Raw genomic sequence first — 19,745 nt, forward strand, 5'->3', positions numbered from 1 at the left:
TAAACAAGTGTCACAAGTTAAACCAACCATTTTAGTCACAGGGGGCGCTGGATATATTGGCTCCCACGCAGTACTGGCACTCTTACGCGCCGGTTACGAAGTGGTAATTCTGGATAACCTCGTCTACGGGCATCGAGACTTGGTGGAGAAGGTTTTACAGGTAGAGCTAGTTGTCGGCGATACAGGCGATCGGGCCTTGCTCGACAGCCTCTTCTCTAGGCTGAATATCGTTGCAGTAATGCACTTTGCAGCTTATGCTTATGTCGGCGAGTCTGTCACAGATCCAGCCAAATACTACCGCAATAACGTACACGGCACCCTGACGCTTCTGGAAGCTATGCTGGCCGCCGGGATCGAGAAATTTGTCTTTTCTTCCACTTGCGCCACCTATGGGGAGCCAAAGGCGATTCCCATTACCGAAGATCATCCCCAAAATCCGATCAATCCCTACGGTGCTAGTAAGTTGATGGTAGAGCGGATGCTGGCGGATTTCGATGTAGCCTATAATTTTAAATCTGTTTGCTTCCGCTATTTCAACGCTGCGGGTGCCGATCCGACTGGGTTGCTAGGGGAAGATCACGCGCCGGAAACTCACCTGCTTCCGCTGGTGTTGCTGACTGCTTTGGGGAAACGGGAGTCAGTTTCTATTTTTGGCACAGATTACCCGACTCCAGACGGTACTTGTATTCGCGATTATATTCACGTCTCGGACTTAGCATCTGCCCACATTTTGGGGTTGAAGCATCTGTTGGAGGGGGGAGATAGCGCCGTATTTAATTTGGGGAACGGCAGCGGTTTCTCAGTGACAGAAGCGATCGAAACGGCTAAAGTGGTGACGGGGCGAGAAATTCAGGTGCAAAAGTGCGATCGGCGACCGGGCGACCCGCCTATGCTAGTGGGAAGCAGCGACAAAGCCCGAAAAATCTTAGGCTGGCAACCCGAATACTCAGACCTCAACAACATCTTATCCCATGCCTGGAAGTGGCATCAACAGCGTCATGGTTGAGAAAAATGAGATAATTCTTTAAATCAGAGGATTACTTTAAAAATGGCTCCTGTTGTATCAATTATCGTTACTTGTTTTAATCAGGAACGTTACCTGGAAAAATCAGTCAAAAGCGTACTGAGCCAAACATTTACCGACCTGGAATGCCTGATTGTAGATGATGGATCTAGCGATCGCACTCGTGAAGTAGCTGAGCATTTAATGACCATCGATTCGCGAGTGAAATATTTTTACAAAGAAAATGGGGGTGTATCTTCGGCTCGTAATTTTGGCTTTAGGCAAGCCCAAGGCGAGTGGATTCAGTTTTTAGATGCAGATGATTGGATTGACCAAAATAAAACCAGCTTTCAGTTAAGTAATTTAAATGGGTTAGACGGAAAAAATACCGTCTTTTACTGTGATTACGAACGAGTATTTCTAGACAAGGAACAAAATATTACCGACAGACAGTTAAATATAGTAGGATCTTTAACAAAAGATCAATTAATCCAGCGTTTACTTATACCGGATTTTTTAGCAGATTCTCCATTTCCAGTATTACAGCAATGTATGCTGATGAATAGAAGTATTTTTAGTAAAAAAATGTTTGATGAGAGCCTGAAGGCTCTCCAAGATAGAGATTTTCCATTAGGTCTTCTCCAGGCCGGAGTTAATTTTGTTTATACACCCATTGTGGGAGCATTCTATACAAAACATCAAACCAATAGAACAAATAAGTGGTCTTACATGAAAGGATATTATATACTTTTATACGAGACAGTTTACAGCAAGCAGAAGGATTTACTTCCCCTTTGCGAAATCGGCATAGATTTTTTGGTGCAAGAAACCATCAGAGAAAAAGATAAAGCTAATTTTGAACGATTGATTAAAATCATCGATTCACCAGTGTATTTTTTAGATAAAAAAGTAAAAGTTAATAACCCAGCATTCCTCAAAATCATCTATTCTCTTAGGCAAATTACCCCCAGTTTTATACTTTATGAAAAATACCGAGGGCCGCGATCGCAAAAAATCTTATCAATATTCTCCAAGTTGACAGGTAAAAAAAATAAGGAGGTAATATAAAATTGAAAGTTTCACTAATTGTTAGCGATTTATCGGGAGGGGGCGCTGTACGGGCTTTTTTGCTGGGACAGGTAATCAAAAAACTGAATTATGAAGTAGAAATCGTAGGATTCCAATTTGGAGAAGAACTGTATGCGATTCCTCCTTCGGGAATGCCTATTTTTTCAGTAAAGGGCGAGAAATATCCCGGATTATTTAAAAGAGCGATCGAAGTTTTAAATAAAATCGATGGAGATATTATTTATGCAGTAAAACCCAAGCCAACAAGTTTTGGAATATCTGTAGTTAAAAAGTTATTCAATAATCGTCGTCCTTTACTTTTAGATATGGATGACTGGGAACTCAGCTGGCACGGAGGAGATGATTGGAAGTACCGTCCTACACCCAAACAGCTTTATCGAGATATTTTCAAAAAAGATGGGGCGCTAAAATATCCCGATCATCCTCTGTATGTAAAGTGGATGGAAAACTTGGTGCAGAATGCAGATGCCATAACTATAGACACCGATTTTCTCAAAAAACGCTTTGGCGGTGTTTATCTGCCTAATGGCAAAGATACGGAAATGTTTGACCCCGATAAATACGATCCCGAAGCAAGCAGGTCCCGCTATGGCCTATCTGGATATCGAATTTTAATGTTTCCGGGAGCCCCACGACCTCACAAGGGGGTTGAAGATGTCTTAATTGCGTTAGATATCCTGAATCAATCAGACTTAAAATTGGTAATTGTGGGTGGAAGCCCTTATGATGATTATGATGATAAACTAAGCCAAAGATGGGGACGTTGGATTATTAAACTACCGAGGTGTCCTGTAGAAGCGATGCCGGAAGTGGTAGCTGCTGCCCATGTTGTAGTTGTTCCACAGCGAAACGACCTCACAGCTAGGGCGCAATTTCCTCTCAAACTAACTGATGGGATGGCTATGGCTAAACCGATTTTATCTACAAAGGTGGGAGATATTCCCGATATTTTGAACGGAACGGGTTATCTAGTGGAACCTGGAAATCCAGAGCAAATTGCTGTCAAAATTCAAGAAATATTTCAAGATTTAGAGTCAGCAAACGAACGGGGTCGGAAAGGCAGAGAAAGATGTGTAAAATATTACAGCGTAGATTCGATGTCAGCTACCCTATCAGAAATTATAGCAGGTTTATAATAAAAAGTAATTTATTTGAATCGATCGCCAATCAGGTTGATGTCCATTTTCTAACAGCAGGTATAGTTGAATGTCTTCCGAAAATCTGTTAATAAAATTTGTTCGCCGCTATCCAGTTTGGATGTCAATGACGATCGTTTTGGGTTTTTCTGGCGCATTATTTAACGGCGTGAGTACTACTCTGATAGTGCCGATCTTGTTAAATTTTTTAGGTCAAAAAATAGATTTAAAAGGTGCGCCGCCCGTAATCGGGCGTCTCATGTCGCCCTTTGATGGCATTGCAGAAGACTATCGGCCTATTGTGATGGCGGGAAGCATTTTGTTGGCAATTGTATTGAAGAACGTTGCCAGTTATGTTGGCAGCTTAGTATCTAGTTCCTTGATGCGGGCGCTTACTTCTGATTTGCGGGAAGATGGGCTTAAATTATTGCTAGAAGTGGATTATGAGTTTTTTGGACAGATGAAAGTGGGGGATTTGATTAACCGCCTGGGTGGGGAAATCGGTCGGACTATCGCTATGGTTGGGACGACGCTTCGGATAGTGAGTATCTCCATTACTATTTTAGTATTCGTGGGGTTGTTGTTGGCAATTTCCTGGCAACTCACCATAGTTTCAACGCTTTTACTTGGCTTAGTAGCGTTAGTTAATCAACAATCAATTTCCCGTTCTAAGTATTTTGGTAAATTGCTTTCAGATATGTCAAAAGCGTATTCAATACGGGTGCTGGAAGTGCTAAACGGAATTCGCTTGGTGAAAGCAACGGCAAATGAAGAAAGAGAATATAAATGGCTGCAAAAGTTAATTCGCGATCGCGAACAAGCTGATTACCAATCTCAGGTACACTCGGCTGCAATTAGCCCGGTTAGCGAAGTAACGGGCATAATTACTTTAATGGGAATCGTGATTTTAGGTCGGCTGGTTTTCGCCAATCAAATACAGTCGATTTCCACCGTGCTGCTGACTTATTTATTGGTGCTTTTCCGGTTGCTGCCGTTCATTACTCAGTTAAACGGTGCTAGAAGTCAACTTGCCAATACTGCTGCCAGCGTGGACATAGTACAGGACTTTTTGCGGCGAGACAATAAACCTTTCATGAAAGACGGTTCTTTGCCTTACAAGCAAATAAGTAAAGGTATTCATTTCAATAATATAACTTTTAAATATCCCAATCATGAGAAGTTAGTGCTAAAGGATATTAACCTGTATTTACCACGCGGTACAACTTTGGCTTTGGTGGGTGGATCGGGTGCTGGTAAATCAACTTTAGCGGATATTTTACCCCGATTTTACGACCCGATCGGGGGCTGTATCACCATCGACGATACGGATTTGCGGGACTTCGATCTCAAAAGTCTCAGAAGTTCGATGGGTATTGTCAGTCAGGATACTTTTCTGTTTAACGACTCGGTTCGCAATAATATCGCCTACGGACGACCTGATGCAACGGATGAGGAAGTTTTTGCGGCGGCTAAACGAGCAAATGCTTATGAATTTATTGAGAAATTGCCCAAGGGATTTGATACTACGATCGGCGATCGCGGTGTGCTATTATCGGGAGGACAGCGGCAGCGTCTGGCGATCGCACGCGCCCTTTTGCAAGATCCAGACATTTTAATCCTTGATGAAGCAACGAGTGCGTTGGATACAGTTTCCGAACGACTGGTACAACAGGCGATCGACGATTTGAGTCGCGATCGCACCACCCTCGTAATTGCTCACCGCCTCTCCACCGTGCAAAATGCCCATCAAATTGCCGTACTAGACCAAGGGCGCGTTGTAGAAACTGGTACTCATGAAGAACTTTTAGACAAAGGTGGCTACTATGCAAGACTGTACTCTATGCAATTTGCCGAACGCCCTGAAAAGGTGATTAACGGCAATGAAGAAATTCGCAATCGTCTTTCCTACGAAGTTCGTACCCGTCTCAACACTATGATAGGTTCCCTGCGATTACTTGCTGATGACTTCATAGACACTCCTGAAGAAAAAGATGAGCTACTTGAGGAATCTTATGCCTCAGCAATCAGCCTTCTCAACACGATTGAATTGTTTGAAAATAGTACTAAACTGCCGACTAAATAACAGTGAGGTTCGCTCTTAGTATGAATGAATCAGAAAAATATTTTTGCTTTTGCACGTTAGCTCTTGGCAGTAAGTATCGAAATTTGGCCAAAGAACTAGCCGCAGATTTAGAAAAATATTCTCGGTTAACTAAAGTGGTAATTTACACAGATAACCCCGAAGACTTTAGGGAGGTGAAAAATGTTTTAGCTTTTAAGCATCGACAAAAAGGTATTCTTCATTGTTATCACGACAAACGCTTTGTCCTGCAAAAGGCTCTGTCAATGTTTCGTGCGGCAATCTATATTGATGCCGATACAAGGATTTTAGCTGATGTACCCGATATTGAATGGGAACCTGGAATTACCGGACGCTATGAAAACTTGAGCGAACATATCAGCAAATTTCGTCCGCAATCTATGGATTTAATGAAAAGTGTTGCCGATAAGCTAGATATTAGTTGGGAAAAGGCTAATTTTATCGGAGAATCTTTATATATAATCGCTAGGGATGAAGGCAGAGAAGAATATTTTTTTACCGAGTGGGATAGGATTGGAAATTACTTGGAATTAAAAGGTATGTATGGTGGAGAAGGAAACGCGATGGGATTGGCGGCTGCCAAAGTGGGATGGACTGTCAAAAAAAACGAGGGTTGGGAACATCTAAATAAAATCAGAAAGCACTTGGATGCTTCTTATGGAAAAGGGCAGATAACTTTTTGGGAGAATTGGCGACGCCGACTCGGTTATCACTATCGTCTGAACAAAGCTAGATTAGCCGCATTAAAAAATTTTAATTTTTACTACCGTTAAAGCAGTATGAATGAGCCTAAAAATGAGCGTCAGCTTTTTCAAGATTATCGCTATTTTTGAAAATAGCTGTAAGCTACACAGCTGAATTATAGCGGATGAGAGTGATTATAAATTATACTGGTTATGTTAGCAATTTGCGTTAGTATATGGGCAAAAAAAACGTCGGGATGCTTACCAGCTATCCGGGTTCTACCCCAACTGATTGGCTATGGCAACAAACACCACATCCTTTGGGACTTTGGGGCAACATTCAAATGCTGGCACCTGCAAAAAATCCAGACTTTTTACTGTTGTATAATTTTACGTCTTTTCCAGAATTGATGCCCGAACCTTCGCGGTTTCGACGCTTGCTTAACAGGTTTCAAAAACAGCAGGGTAAAGACAAGCAAGACATCCAAGCTAAACTGCGGGGGGTGCCCAAAGAAAGTATTATTTCTCTGGTACGGGAACCGCCTTTTGAAAAAATGAAAAACAATAGAATAGCTGAATACCAACAGGCGCAGAAATACTGCGGGTATGTCTCAGGCCCGGATGACTTGGCCCCTATTCCCGACTATATGCCTGCCATTTGGTATCATTCCAATTCCTTCCGTGAATTAAATGAGATGGGGCCACCAGAAAAGGTGCGATCGTGCTGTTGGATTACTTCTGGGATCGATCGCACGGCAGAACATCGTCAGCGTTTGGCTTTTTTACAGCTTTTATGCGAAAGCGGTTTAGAATTTGATTTGTACGGGCGGGATTTACCAAAATGGGCTGGTGGATATGGAAAAATAGGTAATAAATGGAATGTTATGAGTGGCTACTACTACAACCTGGCGATCGAGAACTATGCTGGAAATGATTGGTATGTGACCGAAAAACTCTGGGACGCTTTGTTGGCATGGTGTTTGCCCATTTACTATGGTGGCCCTGCGGCTGATAAACTATTGCCTAAAGGAAGCTTCTTGAGATTGCCCAGCCAAGATGAAAAAGGCATAGCATATATTAAGGAGGTAATTGCAACACCTGATGCTTGGCATGAAGCTAAAGATGCGATCGCCGAAGCGCGTCAGATTATTCTTCACAAATTAAACCTTCTCAATTGGTTATCGAATTTGATTGACCGACTAACCTAAAGCGCGAGAGTTTAAACAATCAAAAAATGGGAAATTCAAATGACAGACGGTATATATACGCTGGCTAACGATCGTGTCTACAACCAACTCGTTGCCATACTCAACAGTATAGAGGTCAATGTCGGTAAGCAAATGCCGGTTTGCGTGATTGCTTACGATGATAACCTGGAGAAAGTTCGTGCAGAAGTCGCCAAAAGAGAGAATGTCAGCCTGCTAGAAGATCCTGAATTGTTTGCTAGTTGGGAAGATTTGTCAGCAAGAGTATGGAAAGCACATCCCACAGCTTTCAATATTTGGCAAGAAAAAGGAATTGAAGGGGTTTATCGGATTGGCATGAACCGGCGCTACTACGCTTTTGATAAAGAAGCACCTTTTGAAAAATTTGCATATTTTGATGCAGATGTTTTAGTATTGAATTCCCTAGAACAAATCTTTAAAGCGCTGGATAAAAATGATTTTGTGGTATATGACTTTCAGTACAAAGACCCATCCCATATCTACAATATCAAAAGTTCTAAATTATTAGAAGTATTTCCGCAAAGCCGCCTAGAGTCAGAGATTTTTTGCGCGGGATTTTACGCAGGAAGACGGGGAATATTTACACCAGAAAAGTTAGATGTGGTAGTATCCAGCTTAGAAGCGGGAGAGGCAGAAATTTTGTATATGTCAGCGCCGAATCAGTCGGTGCTAAACTATATGATAATGCGATCGCATATACCAGTTTATAATTTAGCCCTGGAATTACCTAAAAGTCAATCAACGGGTTGCGCTGTGAGTTCCAATCACTTCGAGTTACGAGATAATGTTTTGTACGATCGAGGCAATCAACTAACTTATCTTCATTACATTGGCGTATCTTCTAAACTATTTAATAGAATTTGTGATGGTGAAAATCTTGATTGTCCCTACCGGGATATCTTTTTACACTATCGCTATCTCCACGAACCGGAAAACAAACCTAAGTTTACTGGTAAACCAATACCATACAATCCACCTCCCAGTCTGGGAACACGAGTTTTACGCAAACTTGGCTTATCTAGCTAAGGATTCCTCGATTCTTATCTCAAGCTAACATCTAAAATCTGAAATCCCAAATACCTATGAGTCGCGGAATTTACATTGTAGCAAATGAAAAAGTTGGCGAGAATGCGATCGCACTCCTGAATAGCATTCGTTACTACGATCCCAATGTGTCTGTCTTTTTAATTCCCTTCAATGATAATTATCAAAATCTTGCCGCTATTCTCAGCGAAAAACATAATGTCCAAATCTTTCCAGATCTAGATTTTCTAAACCAATTCACTCAAAAAATTGCCGAAATTTTTGACCGTGACTTTCTAGCGCTTCCCAATAAGATGCGAAAGCTAGTAGCCTGGTTTGGCCCTTTAGATGAATTTCTCTATATTGATACAGACATTATTGTATTTGAGAAAATTGCAGATGTTTTAGATTACTTAGCAGAATTTGGCTTTATTTGCAATGATTATCATCACGCAGGTAGAGGTTTGCAAGACATTTTTTCACCTTTAATAAGAGAACAAAAAATATTTACGGAAGAACAATTAAGCGATGTCTTTAATAGCGGCTTTTGGGCATCTAAAAAAGGCACAATTTCATTAGAGGAGATGTACGAACTGTTGCGCGAATGCTCCCAACATCGCGAATATTTTGACTTTTCTCGCCAGGTAACAGATCAGCCCATATTAAATTACATAATACTAAAGTCTATTCCAAAACGCTTGAATCTCGTCAAAATTCCGGGGGGAGGCCCAGGCAGTTGGGCAGGTTCAAAACACTTCCAAGAAAGAGACCGCGTACTCTATGATGGGGAGAAAAGGTTACAGTATATTCATTGGGCGGGAACACCAATGAAACCAGGTGCGCCATATCGAGAATTGTGGGAGTACTACCGCTATCTCAAGGAACCCAAACCAACTGAAACATCGACTGTTCAGACAAAAAGTTTTTGGCAGGGAATGATAAATAAAGCCAAAAATTTATTTTGATTGCTTTTGAATTAAATCCTCCCGACTTTAATAGGCAACGGTCATATCGTGTCCGGTTGTATCGGTATTGTATGGTAGGGGCGGGTTTTGTCACGAGGTTGTCTGTTGTCATCAAGAATTGTCGTCTAAACCCGCCCCTACAATCAGACAACCTATACAAGTCCGGTGCTATCGGACATGATATAGCCCTTATAAGGTAGATGAGGTATGACTGACAGCTTATATAACCACTAAATTAAGAGGGCTAAAGCCCAACTACGTACCTCACTTACTTGAGAACCGCTATATCATACCCCCTAGAACAAATTGCGATCGGGCCAGAACGATCGAGCGATTTGTTCTAGGGCGTTTTTTCCTATTTATGGCTATTGAACCATAAAGCAACGTTGCCTACAGCTTTATCGATCGTTTCAGGTTCTTCATAAAATTGAAACTGAATATTGTCACCCAACCAAACCATACGTTTGTCTTTGGCTGCAATTAATTCAAACAATTTTTTAGGAATAACAGGACCGCTCGCCGCCCTGTCAGCGTGAACCATTAACGTCGGTGTGGTAAGCTTTCTGAATGTTTCATCTACACGATAAGTCCATAATTCTGCTTCACTCATAGCGGCAACCCGGTTTTCCCAAAGACCGTGAAAATTCCAAGCCGGGCCGCGATCGGCCCAACGGATATACCACTCATATATCGGTTTGGACAACAGCAAAGCGTTAGGATCTGTCAAGCTTACAATAGGGATATAATCAACTTGACTTGTTTTTTCAAATTTAGCCTTGGCTTGCTTTCCTCGTTCAATGCGAGCAAGAGTTTTGTCCTCACCGCCGTTGTATTCATCGATAGTTTCCTTGGTTAAATAATGTCCTGCCACAATCGCTAATGCCTTAATTCGAGGATCTTCAGTTGTAGCCTGAATTGTCCAATTGACACCTTGACATATACCAAGTGCGTAAATTTTATCCTTATCGACTTCTTTGCGGCCTAGCAAATAACTAACTGCGGATTTAAAGTCAGAAACTTTGGCCTGCGGACTTTCATAACGACGTGGTTCGCCACCGCTTTCACCGTGAAAACACGGGTCAAATGCCAACGTTACAAAACCGGCTTTTGCCATTCGGGTAGCATACTGAACAGGCGATTGTTCTTTCACAAACGCCACCGGACCCAGAATCGTCACAGCGGGGCCTGGGTTGGCAAGTCCCTTGGGTAAGTAGAGATTGCCAACCAGTTCTACGCCATTACTATTAAACGTGACACGCTCCATAGTGTAGGAGCCATCAAAAGATTCCATCTCTGTATTAAGCATATTCGCCTCTGCTTTGTGATTTACTTTGGGCAGAAAAAGACTCAGCAAAAATCCCCCTACACCGGCAGCACTAGCTTTTACAAGGGTTCTTCGCGAAGGATGGATTTGGGAAGCTTTTTTTCTAAAGAGCATAGTCAGTTTCCTTTGAGATTAAATAGCGAAGGATTGCTAATTGGTGATAACCGTCTCTACACCGGGCGAGTTTCTAGTCGCCCGACAGCGCTCCCATTTGGCCGAGCGCTGTCGCCCAATCTTCGACGTGCCACGTTCGCACAATCTTTCCATCCTGCACTTGATGAATGTCAATCGCCTGAATTCGGATCGTGCATCCGGTTGCTTCGACGCCCAATAATTTGGCGTTATGCGTTCCAGTGAGAATCGATCGAGCGACAACCTTATCCCCTTCGGCAATAAGTTCCTGTAGCTCGGCTTTAAAGTCAGGGATCGTTCCGAACAAATGCTCGAACACAGGCTTTGCGCCCGCCAGACCTGGTGCCTGCCCTGGTGCTAGTGGAATGTCATCCCAGTTCTCGGCTAGGGCTTTGTCAAGCAGCGACAAATTCCTTGTATTAAAGGCTTCGTAGAAGATATTTACAGGCACCTTATTGCTCTCAATATCTCCTGTTACAATCACTTGGTCTGTATTGGGCATATTTGCCTATGCTTTGTGGTTCTTTACTCAGTTTACATTAGACATCTCCATAAATTAAAGGTGCGTTACCTGTAACCCTTGTAGAGACGTTGCATGCAACGTCTCTACATTCTTTGAAAGGAGATGTCCATTGGGTATAACCTATCGCCCATATCGACCCTTGAGTGTAGCCTTTGCCAAGATGTGTTCTTTCATCGAAACGTTTAGCATTGCACCAGTTGCCTCTGAACCGATTGGCAAGCTATTGACATTAAGGGCATATATCGTAAAAACGTAGCCGTGACTATCACCTGCGGGAGGACAAGGACCGCCATATTCGCTGTTACCGTAATCGGTGTAACCTTGTTTGCTGCCACTCGGTGCTAGGTTGGTGCCCGGTTTGCCAGCATTCGCTGCTAGTTTGTGAACGTTGCCGGGAATATTGAAGATTGTCCAGTGCCACCAACCAACACCTGTGGAGGCATCAGGATCGAAGAAGGTGATGGCGTAACTTTTTGTTCCTGCTGGTTCGCCGCTCCAAGTCAGTTCTGGGGATATGTTGTTGCCGGTGCAACCATATCCCCGATAAACCATTGATAGCGGGAGGTTTTTACCCTCGGAGAACTGTGCGCTCCGAAGCGTGAATGGAGAGGCCGCAGCGAGCAGTCCAGATATTGCCAAAGCTACTGCTACTAAGGTAGATATAATCAACTTTTTTGGCATTTTACTATCGATCTCCAATTAATTTGGCTTTTTTAGTTAGTACCACTTTGCTTTACCCATCGATCCGCTTTATTGGTGAATGCGATCGCTTTTAGCCGCGATGTCAGACCGAAACTGAGCTAAAGCGTCGCTCCAAATTGCAGCATATCTCAGTATAATTGCCCTCAATTATAGTTAATGTAATTCAGACGCGCTATGATGATTCTCGGTCACGAAAGTTTACCAAATGCGATCGCACAAATTCCACCGATCATCAATCCGACTCCCAACCAACTTACAAAAGTAACTCTCTCGCTGAAAATAAGTGCCCCTGCTATGGTAGTGCCAATAACTGTTAGTCCAATTACGATTGGGTAAGCTACTGATAAATTAAACTTGCCCAACACCAAAATATAGAAAATCGTACTTAAGGCGTATGCCGAAAGACCACCCAGCAGATAAAGGTTTAGTGGATTTTGACCTGATCCTTGTTTCAGGAGTATTTGACCGCTAGTATTCAATCCAACCGAGAGCAATATCAAAAGGCTAAATAATAATTTAGTTTGCATTGTAAACTCCTGCGATATTATTTATAAATGACAAAAAAATATCCACCAATTTAGCCATATTATAGATCGTACTTTTCTGAATTATTAAAATCCCAAAGTTCCCCATCGGTAGGGTAAGGAGTTTGTACTCGTTTCCCCAGTAACTTTTCCCACCAGCGAAAAGGATGAGGAAGAGTGGCAACTTGGATGAAAGGACAACCTACAAACCATGCTCCCAGCATATCTGTATGGCGGCTGTCACCAATCACAACAACTTGTTTTGGTTTAAGGCGCAGATGTTTTATGGCTTTGCGAAATGCACAAGGGAATGGTTTTTTCGCGGGATTGATAGCTGGAATATCGAGACGGTACGACCAATACTTTACCCGATACCGACGTTTGCCATTAGAAAGAATGTAAAATTTAATATCGGCTGATTTTGCTTGCTCGATCCAAGCTTCAGCACCGGGGGATAGGTAGCGATCGTCTTCTGAAACGATGGTATTATCTAAATCCAGGATTACCCCCTGAATTCCAGCGATTTTCAGCAATTCAATTTCTATGGAAGCAAGCCTATAGGCTTCTGTGGGAAGGTTGTATTTTCTCACTTTTACACCGCTCCGATCTCAAACTTATTTGATAACACCATCATGTTTGAGCAAGAGAATCACAAAGGTTGTGATAATCCAATACAAAACCGTCAGTAAAATTGGCAAATCCGTTAATAAAACTTCTTCAGGTCGCTCGCTTTGTCCTCCTAATTCGCTGCCTATCTTGCTTTTGCGTGCAATTTCTTGGGGGTCGCCCAGAAGCTGATAGCGAAAGATACCATACAATACAAATGGTAATGTTAGCAGCATCCAGGGTGTGGAAGCACCTCCAACTTGCGGCCCCGAACTCCAGATCGCATAGGTTAATATGGTGCCATTTGTAACAACGCTTTCCATGCGAGTAAGTAGCGCTAAGGAGTAGCGTTTAAGAACAGCACGGGTTTTACCGCTTTTGATTTGCGATAGTCGGAGTTCTGCTTTGCGTTTTTCGACACCTAAAAATAGAGCCACCATAGCGGTACAAAGCAAGAACCAGGGAGACAAGGAAAGATTGGTTACTGCTGCACCGGCATAGGCTCGCAGGACAAATCCAGTGGCGATCGCAATAATGTCCAAAATCACCGCACGCTTCAGCTGCAAGTTATAGGCTATTTGCAAGAAAGCGTAGCCAAGGATGGTTGCTCCCAACCAAGGCGATCGCAGCCAACCGATAATCAGAGCAAAGCTTAATAAAGCTACTGCCATGCCTATAGCCACGGGAACGCTCACCAATCCCGCTGCTATAGGACGCTGGCACTTGATGGGATGTTTGCGATCGGCTTCTACATCTGCGATGTCATTGAGTAAGTAGAAACAGCTGGAAGTACAGCAAAATAGCACAAAAGCCAGCAAGCTACCCAACAATGATTCAACATTTATGCTGAAAGCAAATAAAGGTGCGGCAAAAACAATCAGATTTTTTGTCCACTGGCGGGGTCTGAGAGCTGCTAAGTGAGGAAGTCTCATAGTAGGGCCTTTTGGCTGAAGCCAGATTCCTTCATATTGTGATGGTTTTCGAGAATTTGTCAGCTGACTATCCTTTGGCTAAATTTACTGGGTCTTTTGGAATCCGGCCTGCTAATGTTCCTTATGAATATTTTTGTAGGGACACGGCATCATAAATATGTCGGTCATACAAAAGATTTAATTATGCCGTGTCCAAAGCAGCATATTTGACTCTCTTTCCAAACTTGCTTTTAGGCGTAAAATTTTCAAGTCTAGCCCCATGAATCTAAATCTATGGAGCGCGAGCCTCCCCGTTCTAACTGAACTAAAAGTTTGCTGAGTTGCGACCAAATAAGTAGCCCGGTAAAAAGTGTGAGAATTATAGCTACGCCGTAAGAAAGGGAAGTAGGAAAACCAAACACTTCTAGACCAGACGCTAGAAAAATACAAATCCCTATACAAATTCCCAAGAAAGGAAGCTGTAGCTGTACCCCTTGCAAATATGCTATTGTTCGGGTCGAGCGACTGATAGACCATTCCTGTACCAGTTGTTTAAGGGTAGCTTCAAAAGCCAAACCTGATGTTATCCCGGCCAGCAGACCAGCCAGCAGGAAGAAATAGGGGGGCTCTGGAAATACGAACACGAATAACTCCTTTGCAATTGACAGCCTGATGGTTAATCTTACCATTACGGGAGTGGGAGAAGGAGAGGATTTTAGATTTCAAATTTAAATTAAATCTAAAATCTAAAATTACCTTTACTTCTTGCCGGAGAAAGCTGCTAGAGCTCCCACTGATGGCAAAAGAGCTGCCGCGCCCTCGGTCGATAATTCGGCCAAAGCTCCCCAAGCAGCGTTAAATAGTTGCCCTGGGTTCAAATCGTCCTTAATCAAGTTCCAGAGACGTTGCACTTCTTCGGTATGGAGGCGATCGTCTTCCGTGAGCGCCAGCACCAACTGGCGACGCAGAAACTTGCCTTCATCGGAAAACAGATATTGCAGACCGAGCTGGGCAGTTGGCATGATGTCGAAGCTGTTGTCTGTACGAGCGATCGCAATCAAGTTCTCCAATCGATTCCACTGGAATTTCCCATTTTTGAACAGCACGTCGATCAGACGCCGCCGCAGTTGGGGCGTTTCTCCAGTTAAGAGCCGCCGCGCTACGTAGGGATAAGCCACTTCCACAATCTTAAAATTGGGATTCATGCTTAGCGCCAAGCCTTCCTGTGTCACCAGAGAACGAATAATCAGCGCAAACTTAGCCGGGACGCGGAAGGGATAATCATACATCAACTCCGAGAACTTGTCTGTAATCGTCTTGAAGTTAAAATCCCCCACGCTTTCCCCTATCACATTACCCAGCACCGCTTCTAGAGCTGGTACGATCGGCCCTATATCAGTTTCTGGAGTCAGAAAGCCGAGCTTGACAAAATCTGCGGCTAAATCCTCGTAATCTTTATTGATCAGATGGACAACGGCATCTACCAGATTTTCTTTCGTGGTCTGGTCTAACTGATCCATCATGCCAAAATCAATGTAAGCCATCTGACCGCCCTGCACCCACTTGGTGGGTTGCTTTTCCGCGTCCAGCGGACACTGAGGTGGTAGACCGAACAAATTGCCTGGATGGGGGTCAGCATGGAAAAACCCATGTTCCAGCAACTGCCGCAGTCCTGATGTTACGCCAATGCGGATCAGACTATCGGTGTATAGTCCCGCTTTTTCGATTTTTTCGGTGTCCGTTAGCTTAATACCGTGAATCCACTCCAAAGTGAGGACGTGGTAGCTGCTGTAGCGCCAGTAAATTGCTGGCACTTTGACTTCCGGGTCATCGCGGAAGTTGGCGGCAAATTTTTCCGCGTTGCGTCCTTCGTTGAGATAATCAATTTCCTCAAATAACTTGGTGCCGAATTCATCGACGATCAGCTTCAAGTCGTGTCCTAAATTCAGGGGTAGCCAAGGTGCCAGCCAACCAGCTGCCCACCGCATTAAGTATAAGTCTAGGGTTAGTATTGGCAGTAAGTTGGGCCGCTGAACCTTGACGGCTACTTCTTCGCCGCTGTGGAGTCTCGCCTGATATACTTGTCCCAGGCTAGCGGCTGCAACTGGCTCTTTGGAGATTTCACTATATATTTCTTCTACAGATCTATCTAGCTCTGTCTCTATGATATTGAAGGCTCTAGCGCTATCAAATGGCGGCAGTTGATCTTGTAATTTGATCAACTCCTCTAAGAAGTCTTTCTTAATCAAATCAGGCCGCGTCGAGAGCGCTTGACCGACTTTAATAAATGTAGGGCCGAGATGGGTGAGTATTTTCCGCAGCTGGGCTGCTCGTTTAAACTTGTTGTATTCAACTCGATTCAGCCATTCGTCCCATTTTAACCCCAATATAAACCCAGCAAAAAACCAAATAACTGTAAGGGTACGCCAGATGGCTAGCCAGGGACGTTTGCCGTAGTAGCGAGCGATCGCGTCCGGGTCGTAGCGTCTATCTTTAGCGAGTGGATGCTGACTCACGCCTTATATTTGCCTCTTAATCTCAATCTCGAATCCGATCTACAGCGATATATTGCCGTTTACAGTTCCAGAACTGGGACTGCCTTTTCACCTGAAAATTCCCGCGATCGGGTTTGGGCTACTTATTCAGCAATCTAGTTCAACTGGGCTGACCACTTACTTTTTATCTTTTCTTTAAGTATAATATACAAAACTACAAATTTGTCATATTTTTTAATATAACTTAAACTTTGACATGAGTTTTTGATATTTAGTTGACAAAATACAATATATTTGATATTAGAAGTTTAACAACCAGCAGGCTGACTGTGGAAAGTCATGCAGATTGATCCGTCGATCAAAAATCAAGCATAGCATCCAAGTTTTAGAGCCAAACCCGGATTCATCCGCGAACTCAATTCCATTATCCTCTCATCCAAAATCTAAAATCGAATGACGCTGCTAAAAAACCTTCGTTTAACCACTGCGCTATCTATAGCCGGGTTAGCACTTATTAGTGGATGTTCTACTTCTTCCTCACCACAAGCCACATCGCCATCTCCTGAGAATGAGGTTACAAACTCATCAGCCACTACAACTGAAAACTTGACAAAAGTGGAAATGCCAGTAAATAAGTATACGTTTTCAATTTTACCTCCAGAGAATCCAGATCCAGTTATTAACGCGGAGATCGCGCAATACATAAAAATGCTAGTCGCCAAAGGATTTGCCAAGGAAACCCAACAAGGTGTATGGATTCAATCTGGTAATACCCTTTTAGCAAATTATCGTGGCACAATTCCCCTACCAGCTGCTTCAGTAACAAAAGTGGCGACAAGCTTGGTGGCGCTGCAAACTTTCGGGCCCGATCGTCAATTTGTAACTTTAATTGCAGCAACTGGGCCAATTAAGGATGGAGTTTTACAAGGCGACTTGGTAGTTCAGGGAGGTGAAGACCCTCTTTTTGTTTGGGAAGAAGCGATTGCCTTGGGTAATACTTTAAACAAAATTGGCATCAACCGCGTAACTGGCGACTTAATAATTGCCGGTAAGTTTTACATGAATTTTAAGACTAACCCGCAGACCGCTGGTAATCTACTCAAACTTGGGTTAAATAGCAAAAATTGGTCTAAAGAAGCTGAAAAGCAATATCTTACTTTACCTCCTGGCACTCCTCGACCCCAAGTTGAAATTTCCGGTTCGATAAAAGTCACGCCTTCAACTCCCAGCAACATACAACCTCTTGTTCGCCATTATTCTTTCCCACTTGCTGAACTTATCAAAAGAATGAATCGGTTCAGCAACAACCACATGGCCGAGATGCTAGCTAATTCTGTGGGAGGAGCAAAAGTAGTTGCACGAAAAGCGGCTGAAATAGCTGGTGTTGCGCCAGAAGAAGTTCAACTCGTAAATGGTTCTGGGTTAAGTCCAGAAAATCGGATTTCTCCCCGCGCTGCCTGTGCGATGTTTATGGCAATTGAACGATATCTGCAACCTTATAATATGACCATCGGAGATGTATTTGCTATTATAGGACAAGATGAAGGAACATTGGATAAACGCAATTTACCTCCACTATTAGTTGTGAAATCGGGAACGCTGGATAACGTTAGTTCTTTAGCAGGAGCATTGCCTACGCAGAAGCAAGGTTCTGTCTGGTTTGCCATTATGAATGTAGGTAAAGATACGGACGAATTCCGCACTCAGCAAGAAGATCTGTTGAAAACTTTTTTGTCACAATGGGGAACGGTTGAATCTTTGCCAGCAGAGTTAAAGCCTAATATTGAGAGAAATAGTAAGACCTCTCAAATGGAAGTTGTCAAATAGGGTAGTCGGTAGTAGTTGTAGGTTGGGTTGAGGAACGAAACCCAACCTACGAATCATATCGTGTCCGGTCGATCGTTAGCATTTATTGTGATATCGTCAAATTGTCTGTTGTCATCGTTGGTTAAATTTTTACCGCAGATGAAGACTCTGGAACGCTCCGGAACGCAGATAAGAATAATCACAGAAATTTTTTAGGTAACCAATGCTATTTTGACTTTTGACTTTTGACTTCCGCTCTTCGGCACTAGCCCCTTCTTAACAGTGGGCGCGGATCGCTTGGTCGAGCTACCATAATACCGATCGCATTCTTAATATTACCTACATACACCTGTAAATCGCGGGAAATTCTGACTGTGCCGCTGGGCGAAGCATGGATAATACCTATGCTGCCGTTTTGGTTACGATAAACTAGACCAGTGTGAGTTACGTCGAGTCCCTCAATGCTAGTAGCAACTGCTACAACATCACCCGGTTGCAGTTGAGCGTAAACTCTGCGAATCTGGTTAAGCGGAATGTAATTGATGCTTAGTTCGTCGAGTTGATTTTCCGTTTCAACGAGACACTGGTAATTGGCATCGTTGTTGGCAATTGGTGGAGTGAGACTTCTGTTTTTGCTCATAAAGTTGAGCTTTTTATGCAGGGAAACACCACCCAATTGTGGCGCGATGTCGGCAACATTACCCCGTTTTTGATTATCAAATATCCATTCAACAAAATAGTGCAATCGGCTGCAATATCCGTTCAATTGACCATCGCGGTAACGCTCGTTAACAATGCGATCGCTAAATGTTTGATAGGCATAATCTTTCACCGCTACACCGCGCGCGATCGCCAGCACTGTTTCCACAAAAAGCACGCAGTCAAACTTATCCAGGGAGATCGTGAGAGTCTCTTCCTTCGACCCATCTAATAAGTTTGCCTTATAGGGTGCCCCCAGAAATTGCTGTGCGATCGCCTGGATAATCTCCCCCATTTCGCGATCGGGCAATTTCTGCTCCACAGCATACTGCATGATGCGCTCAAAACGCGCCGCCTCTTTTGTCTGACTAATGAGATTTGCATCTTGACTTTCAGCACGGTTGGCTGTACCGAGATCGATTGTCTTATTTTCCAGTAAAACTTCTCCTGTTGCAGAAGCAGTTTCCGTCGCTCTTGGCTGCTGTTTTAAAGTTGAATAGAGAACTTGCGGGAGCAGATCTACGGGAGTTCGCAAAGCAACTATTGCACCAGCACCGCCGCTAGCAAAGGCAGATCCCAACACAGCTAGGACAAAGGTTTTTCTCATGTTTTCAGTTTGTCACCGTTATGGTCAATCAACAGGCACTAATTGATAACGCTATAGTTTAACAGATGTAAGCGAACACCAAATCCGCAACGATTACCCCCTTTATGTCTCTAGGCTGTAGAGACGTTTCATGAAACGTCTCTACAATTTTTAGGCCAAAAATTCTCATGGGGTAACAAACCCATATTTG

General features: G+C 43.3%; 18 protein-coding genes. 9 read left to right on the top strand and 9 right to left on the bottom strand.

What is annotated here, in order from left to right; genetic code table 11:
* Positions 1 to 7 precede the first annotated feature (7 nt).
* The 8 genes from galE to LAY41_RS20275 all read left to right on the top strand — a co-directional run bounded on the left by galE (position 8) and on the right by LAY41_RS20275 (position 9,226).
* Entirely contained in the window at positions 8 to 1,006 is a 999-nt protein-coding gene (galE, locus tag LAY41_RS20240) for a UDP-glucose 4-epimerase GalE (protein WP_249102046.1), read from the top strand.
* A 42-nt stretch (positions 1,007 to 1,048) separates the two neighbouring features.
* Positions 1,049 to 2,071: a glycosyltransferase family 2 protein gene (locus LAY41_RS20245; protein WP_249102048.1), complete on the top strand. Its 1,023-nt coding sequence runs from the start codon at positions 1,049 to 1,051 to the stop codon at positions 2,069 to 2,071.
* A gap of 2 nt (positions 2,072 to 2,073) precedes the next feature.
* A complete protein-coding gene (locus LAY41_RS20250; RefSeq protein ID WP_249102050.1) occupies positions 2,074 to 3,228 on the top strand; it encodes a glycosyltransferase family 4 protein in 1,155 nt (384 codons plus the stop codon).
* 70 nt (positions 3,229 to 3,298) lie between these two features.
* Positions 3,299 to 5,311, top strand: coding sequence for an ABC transporter ATP-binding protein (locus tag LAY41_RS20255; protein WP_249102053.1), 2,013 nt, complete (start codon positions 3,299 to 3,301; stop codon positions 5,309 to 5,311).
* A 20-nt stretch (positions 5,312 to 5,331) separates the two neighbouring features.
* A complete protein-coding gene (locus LAY41_RS20260; RefSeq protein WP_249102056.1) occupies positions 5,332 to 6,102 on the top strand; it encodes a hypothetical protein in 771 nt (256 codons plus the stop codon).
* A 146-nt stretch (positions 6,103 to 6,248) separates the two neighbouring features.
* Positions 6,249 to 7,220, top strand: coding sequence for a glycosyltransferase family 10 domain-containing protein (locus tag LAY41_RS20265; protein WP_249102059.1), 972 nt, complete (start codon positions 6,249 to 6,251; stop codon positions 7,218 to 7,220).
* A 39-nt stretch (positions 7,221 to 7,259) separates the two neighbouring features.
* Positions 7,260 to 8,264, top strand: coding sequence for an Npun_R2821/Npun_R2822 family protein (locus LAY41_RS20270; protein WP_249102061.1), 1,005 nt, complete (start codon positions 7,260 to 7,262; stop codon positions 8,262 to 8,264).
* Positions 8,265 to 8,320: 56 nt separating this feature from the next.
* The gene (locus tag LAY41_RS20275) at positions 8,321 to 9,226 is read left to right on the top strand and encodes an Npun_R2821/Npun_R2822 family protein (protein WP_249102084.1); all 906 of its coding nucleotides are present in this window, start codon (positions 8,321 to 8,323) and stop codon (positions 9,224 to 9,226) included.
* Positions 9,227 to 9,581: 355 nt separating this feature from the next.
* On the opposite strand, the gene LAY41_RS20280 is transcribed toward LAY41_RS20275, so the two are convergent.
* From LAY41_RS20280 to LAY41_RS20315, 8 genes are all read right to left on the bottom strand, one after another.
* On the bottom strand, positions 9,582 to 10,664 hold the full coding sequence (locus LAY41_RS20280) for an alpha/beta hydrolase (RefSeq protein WP_249102086.1): 1,083 nt from the start codon (positions 10,662 to 10,664) through the stop codon (positions 9,582 to 9,584).
* 73 nt (positions 10,665 to 10,737) lie between these two features.
* Positions 10,738 to 11,184: an ester cyclase gene (locus LAY41_RS20285; RefSeq protein WP_249102096.1), complete on the bottom strand. Its 447-nt coding sequence runs from the start codon at positions 11,182 to 11,184 to the stop codon at positions 10,738 to 10,740.
* A gap of 141 nt (positions 11,185 to 11,325) precedes the next feature.
* Positions 11,326 to 11,886 (bottom strand): YbhB/YbcL family Raf kinase inhibitor-like protein, encoded by a 561-nt coding sequence (locus LAY41_RS20290; protein WP_249102104.1) that lies wholly within the window; start codon positions 11,884 to 11,886, stop codon positions 11,326 to 11,328.
* A gap of 209 nt (positions 11,887 to 12,095) precedes the next feature.
* Positions 12,096 to 12,434, bottom strand: coding sequence for a DMT family transporter (locus LAY41_RS20295; protein ID WP_249102127.1), 339 nt, complete (start codon positions 12,432 to 12,434; stop codon positions 12,096 to 12,098).
* A gap of 59 nt (positions 12,435 to 12,493) precedes the next feature.
* Positions 12,494 to 13,021 (bottom strand): YqeG family HAD IIIA-type phosphatase, encoded by a 528-nt coding sequence (locus LAY41_RS20300; protein WP_249102135.1) that lies wholly within the window; start codon positions 13,019 to 13,021, stop codon positions 12,494 to 12,496.
* A 24-nt stretch (positions 13,022 to 13,045) separates the two neighbouring features.
* The gene (locus LAY41_RS20305; protein ID WP_249102138.1) at positions 13,046 to 13,969 is read right to left on the bottom strand and encodes a decaprenyl-phosphate phosphoribosyltransferase; all 924 of its coding nucleotides are present in this window, start codon (positions 13,967 to 13,969) and stop codon (positions 13,046 to 13,048) included.
* A gap of 251 nt (positions 13,970 to 14,220) precedes the next feature.
* Positions 14,221 to 14,592 (bottom strand): hypothetical protein, encoded by a 372-nt coding sequence (locus LAY41_RS20310; protein WP_249102140.1) that lies wholly within the window; start codon positions 14,590 to 14,592, stop codon positions 14,221 to 14,223.
* A gap of 114 nt (positions 14,593 to 14,706) precedes the next feature.
* Positions 14,707 to 16,464 (bottom strand): ABC1 kinase family protein, encoded by a 1,758-nt coding sequence (locus LAY41_RS20315; RefSeq protein WP_249102150.1) that lies wholly within the window; start codon positions 16,462 to 16,464, stop codon positions 14,707 to 14,709.
* Between the two features lie 432 nt (positions 16,465 to 16,896).
* Here LAY41_RS20315 and LAY41_RS20320 point away from each other — a divergent pair, with 432 nt between their 5' ends.
* The gene (locus LAY41_RS20320; protein WP_338023028.1) at positions 16,897 to 18,270 is read left to right on the top strand and encodes a D-alanyl-D-alanine carboxypeptidase; all 1,374 of its coding nucleotides are present in this window, start codon (positions 16,897 to 16,899) and stop codon (positions 18,268 to 18,270) included.
* Positions 18,271 to 18,514: 244 nt separating this feature from the next.
* On the opposite strand, the gene LAY41_RS20325 is transcribed toward LAY41_RS20320, so the two are convergent.
* Positions 18,515 to 19,555: an N-acetylmuramoyl-L-alanine amidase-like domain-containing protein gene (locus tag LAY41_RS20325; RefSeq protein ID WP_249102153.1), complete on the bottom strand. Its 1,041-nt coding sequence runs from the start codon at positions 19,553 to 19,555 to the stop codon at positions 18,515 to 18,517.
* Between the last annotated feature and the right edge of the window lie 190 nt (positions 19,556 to 19,745).

Origin of the sequence: Argonema galeatum A003/A1 (assembly GCF_023333595.1) — a bacterium.
Lineage (GTDB): Bacteria > Cyanobacteriota > Cyanobacteriia > Cyanobacteriales > Aerosakkonemataceae > Argonema > Argonema galeatum.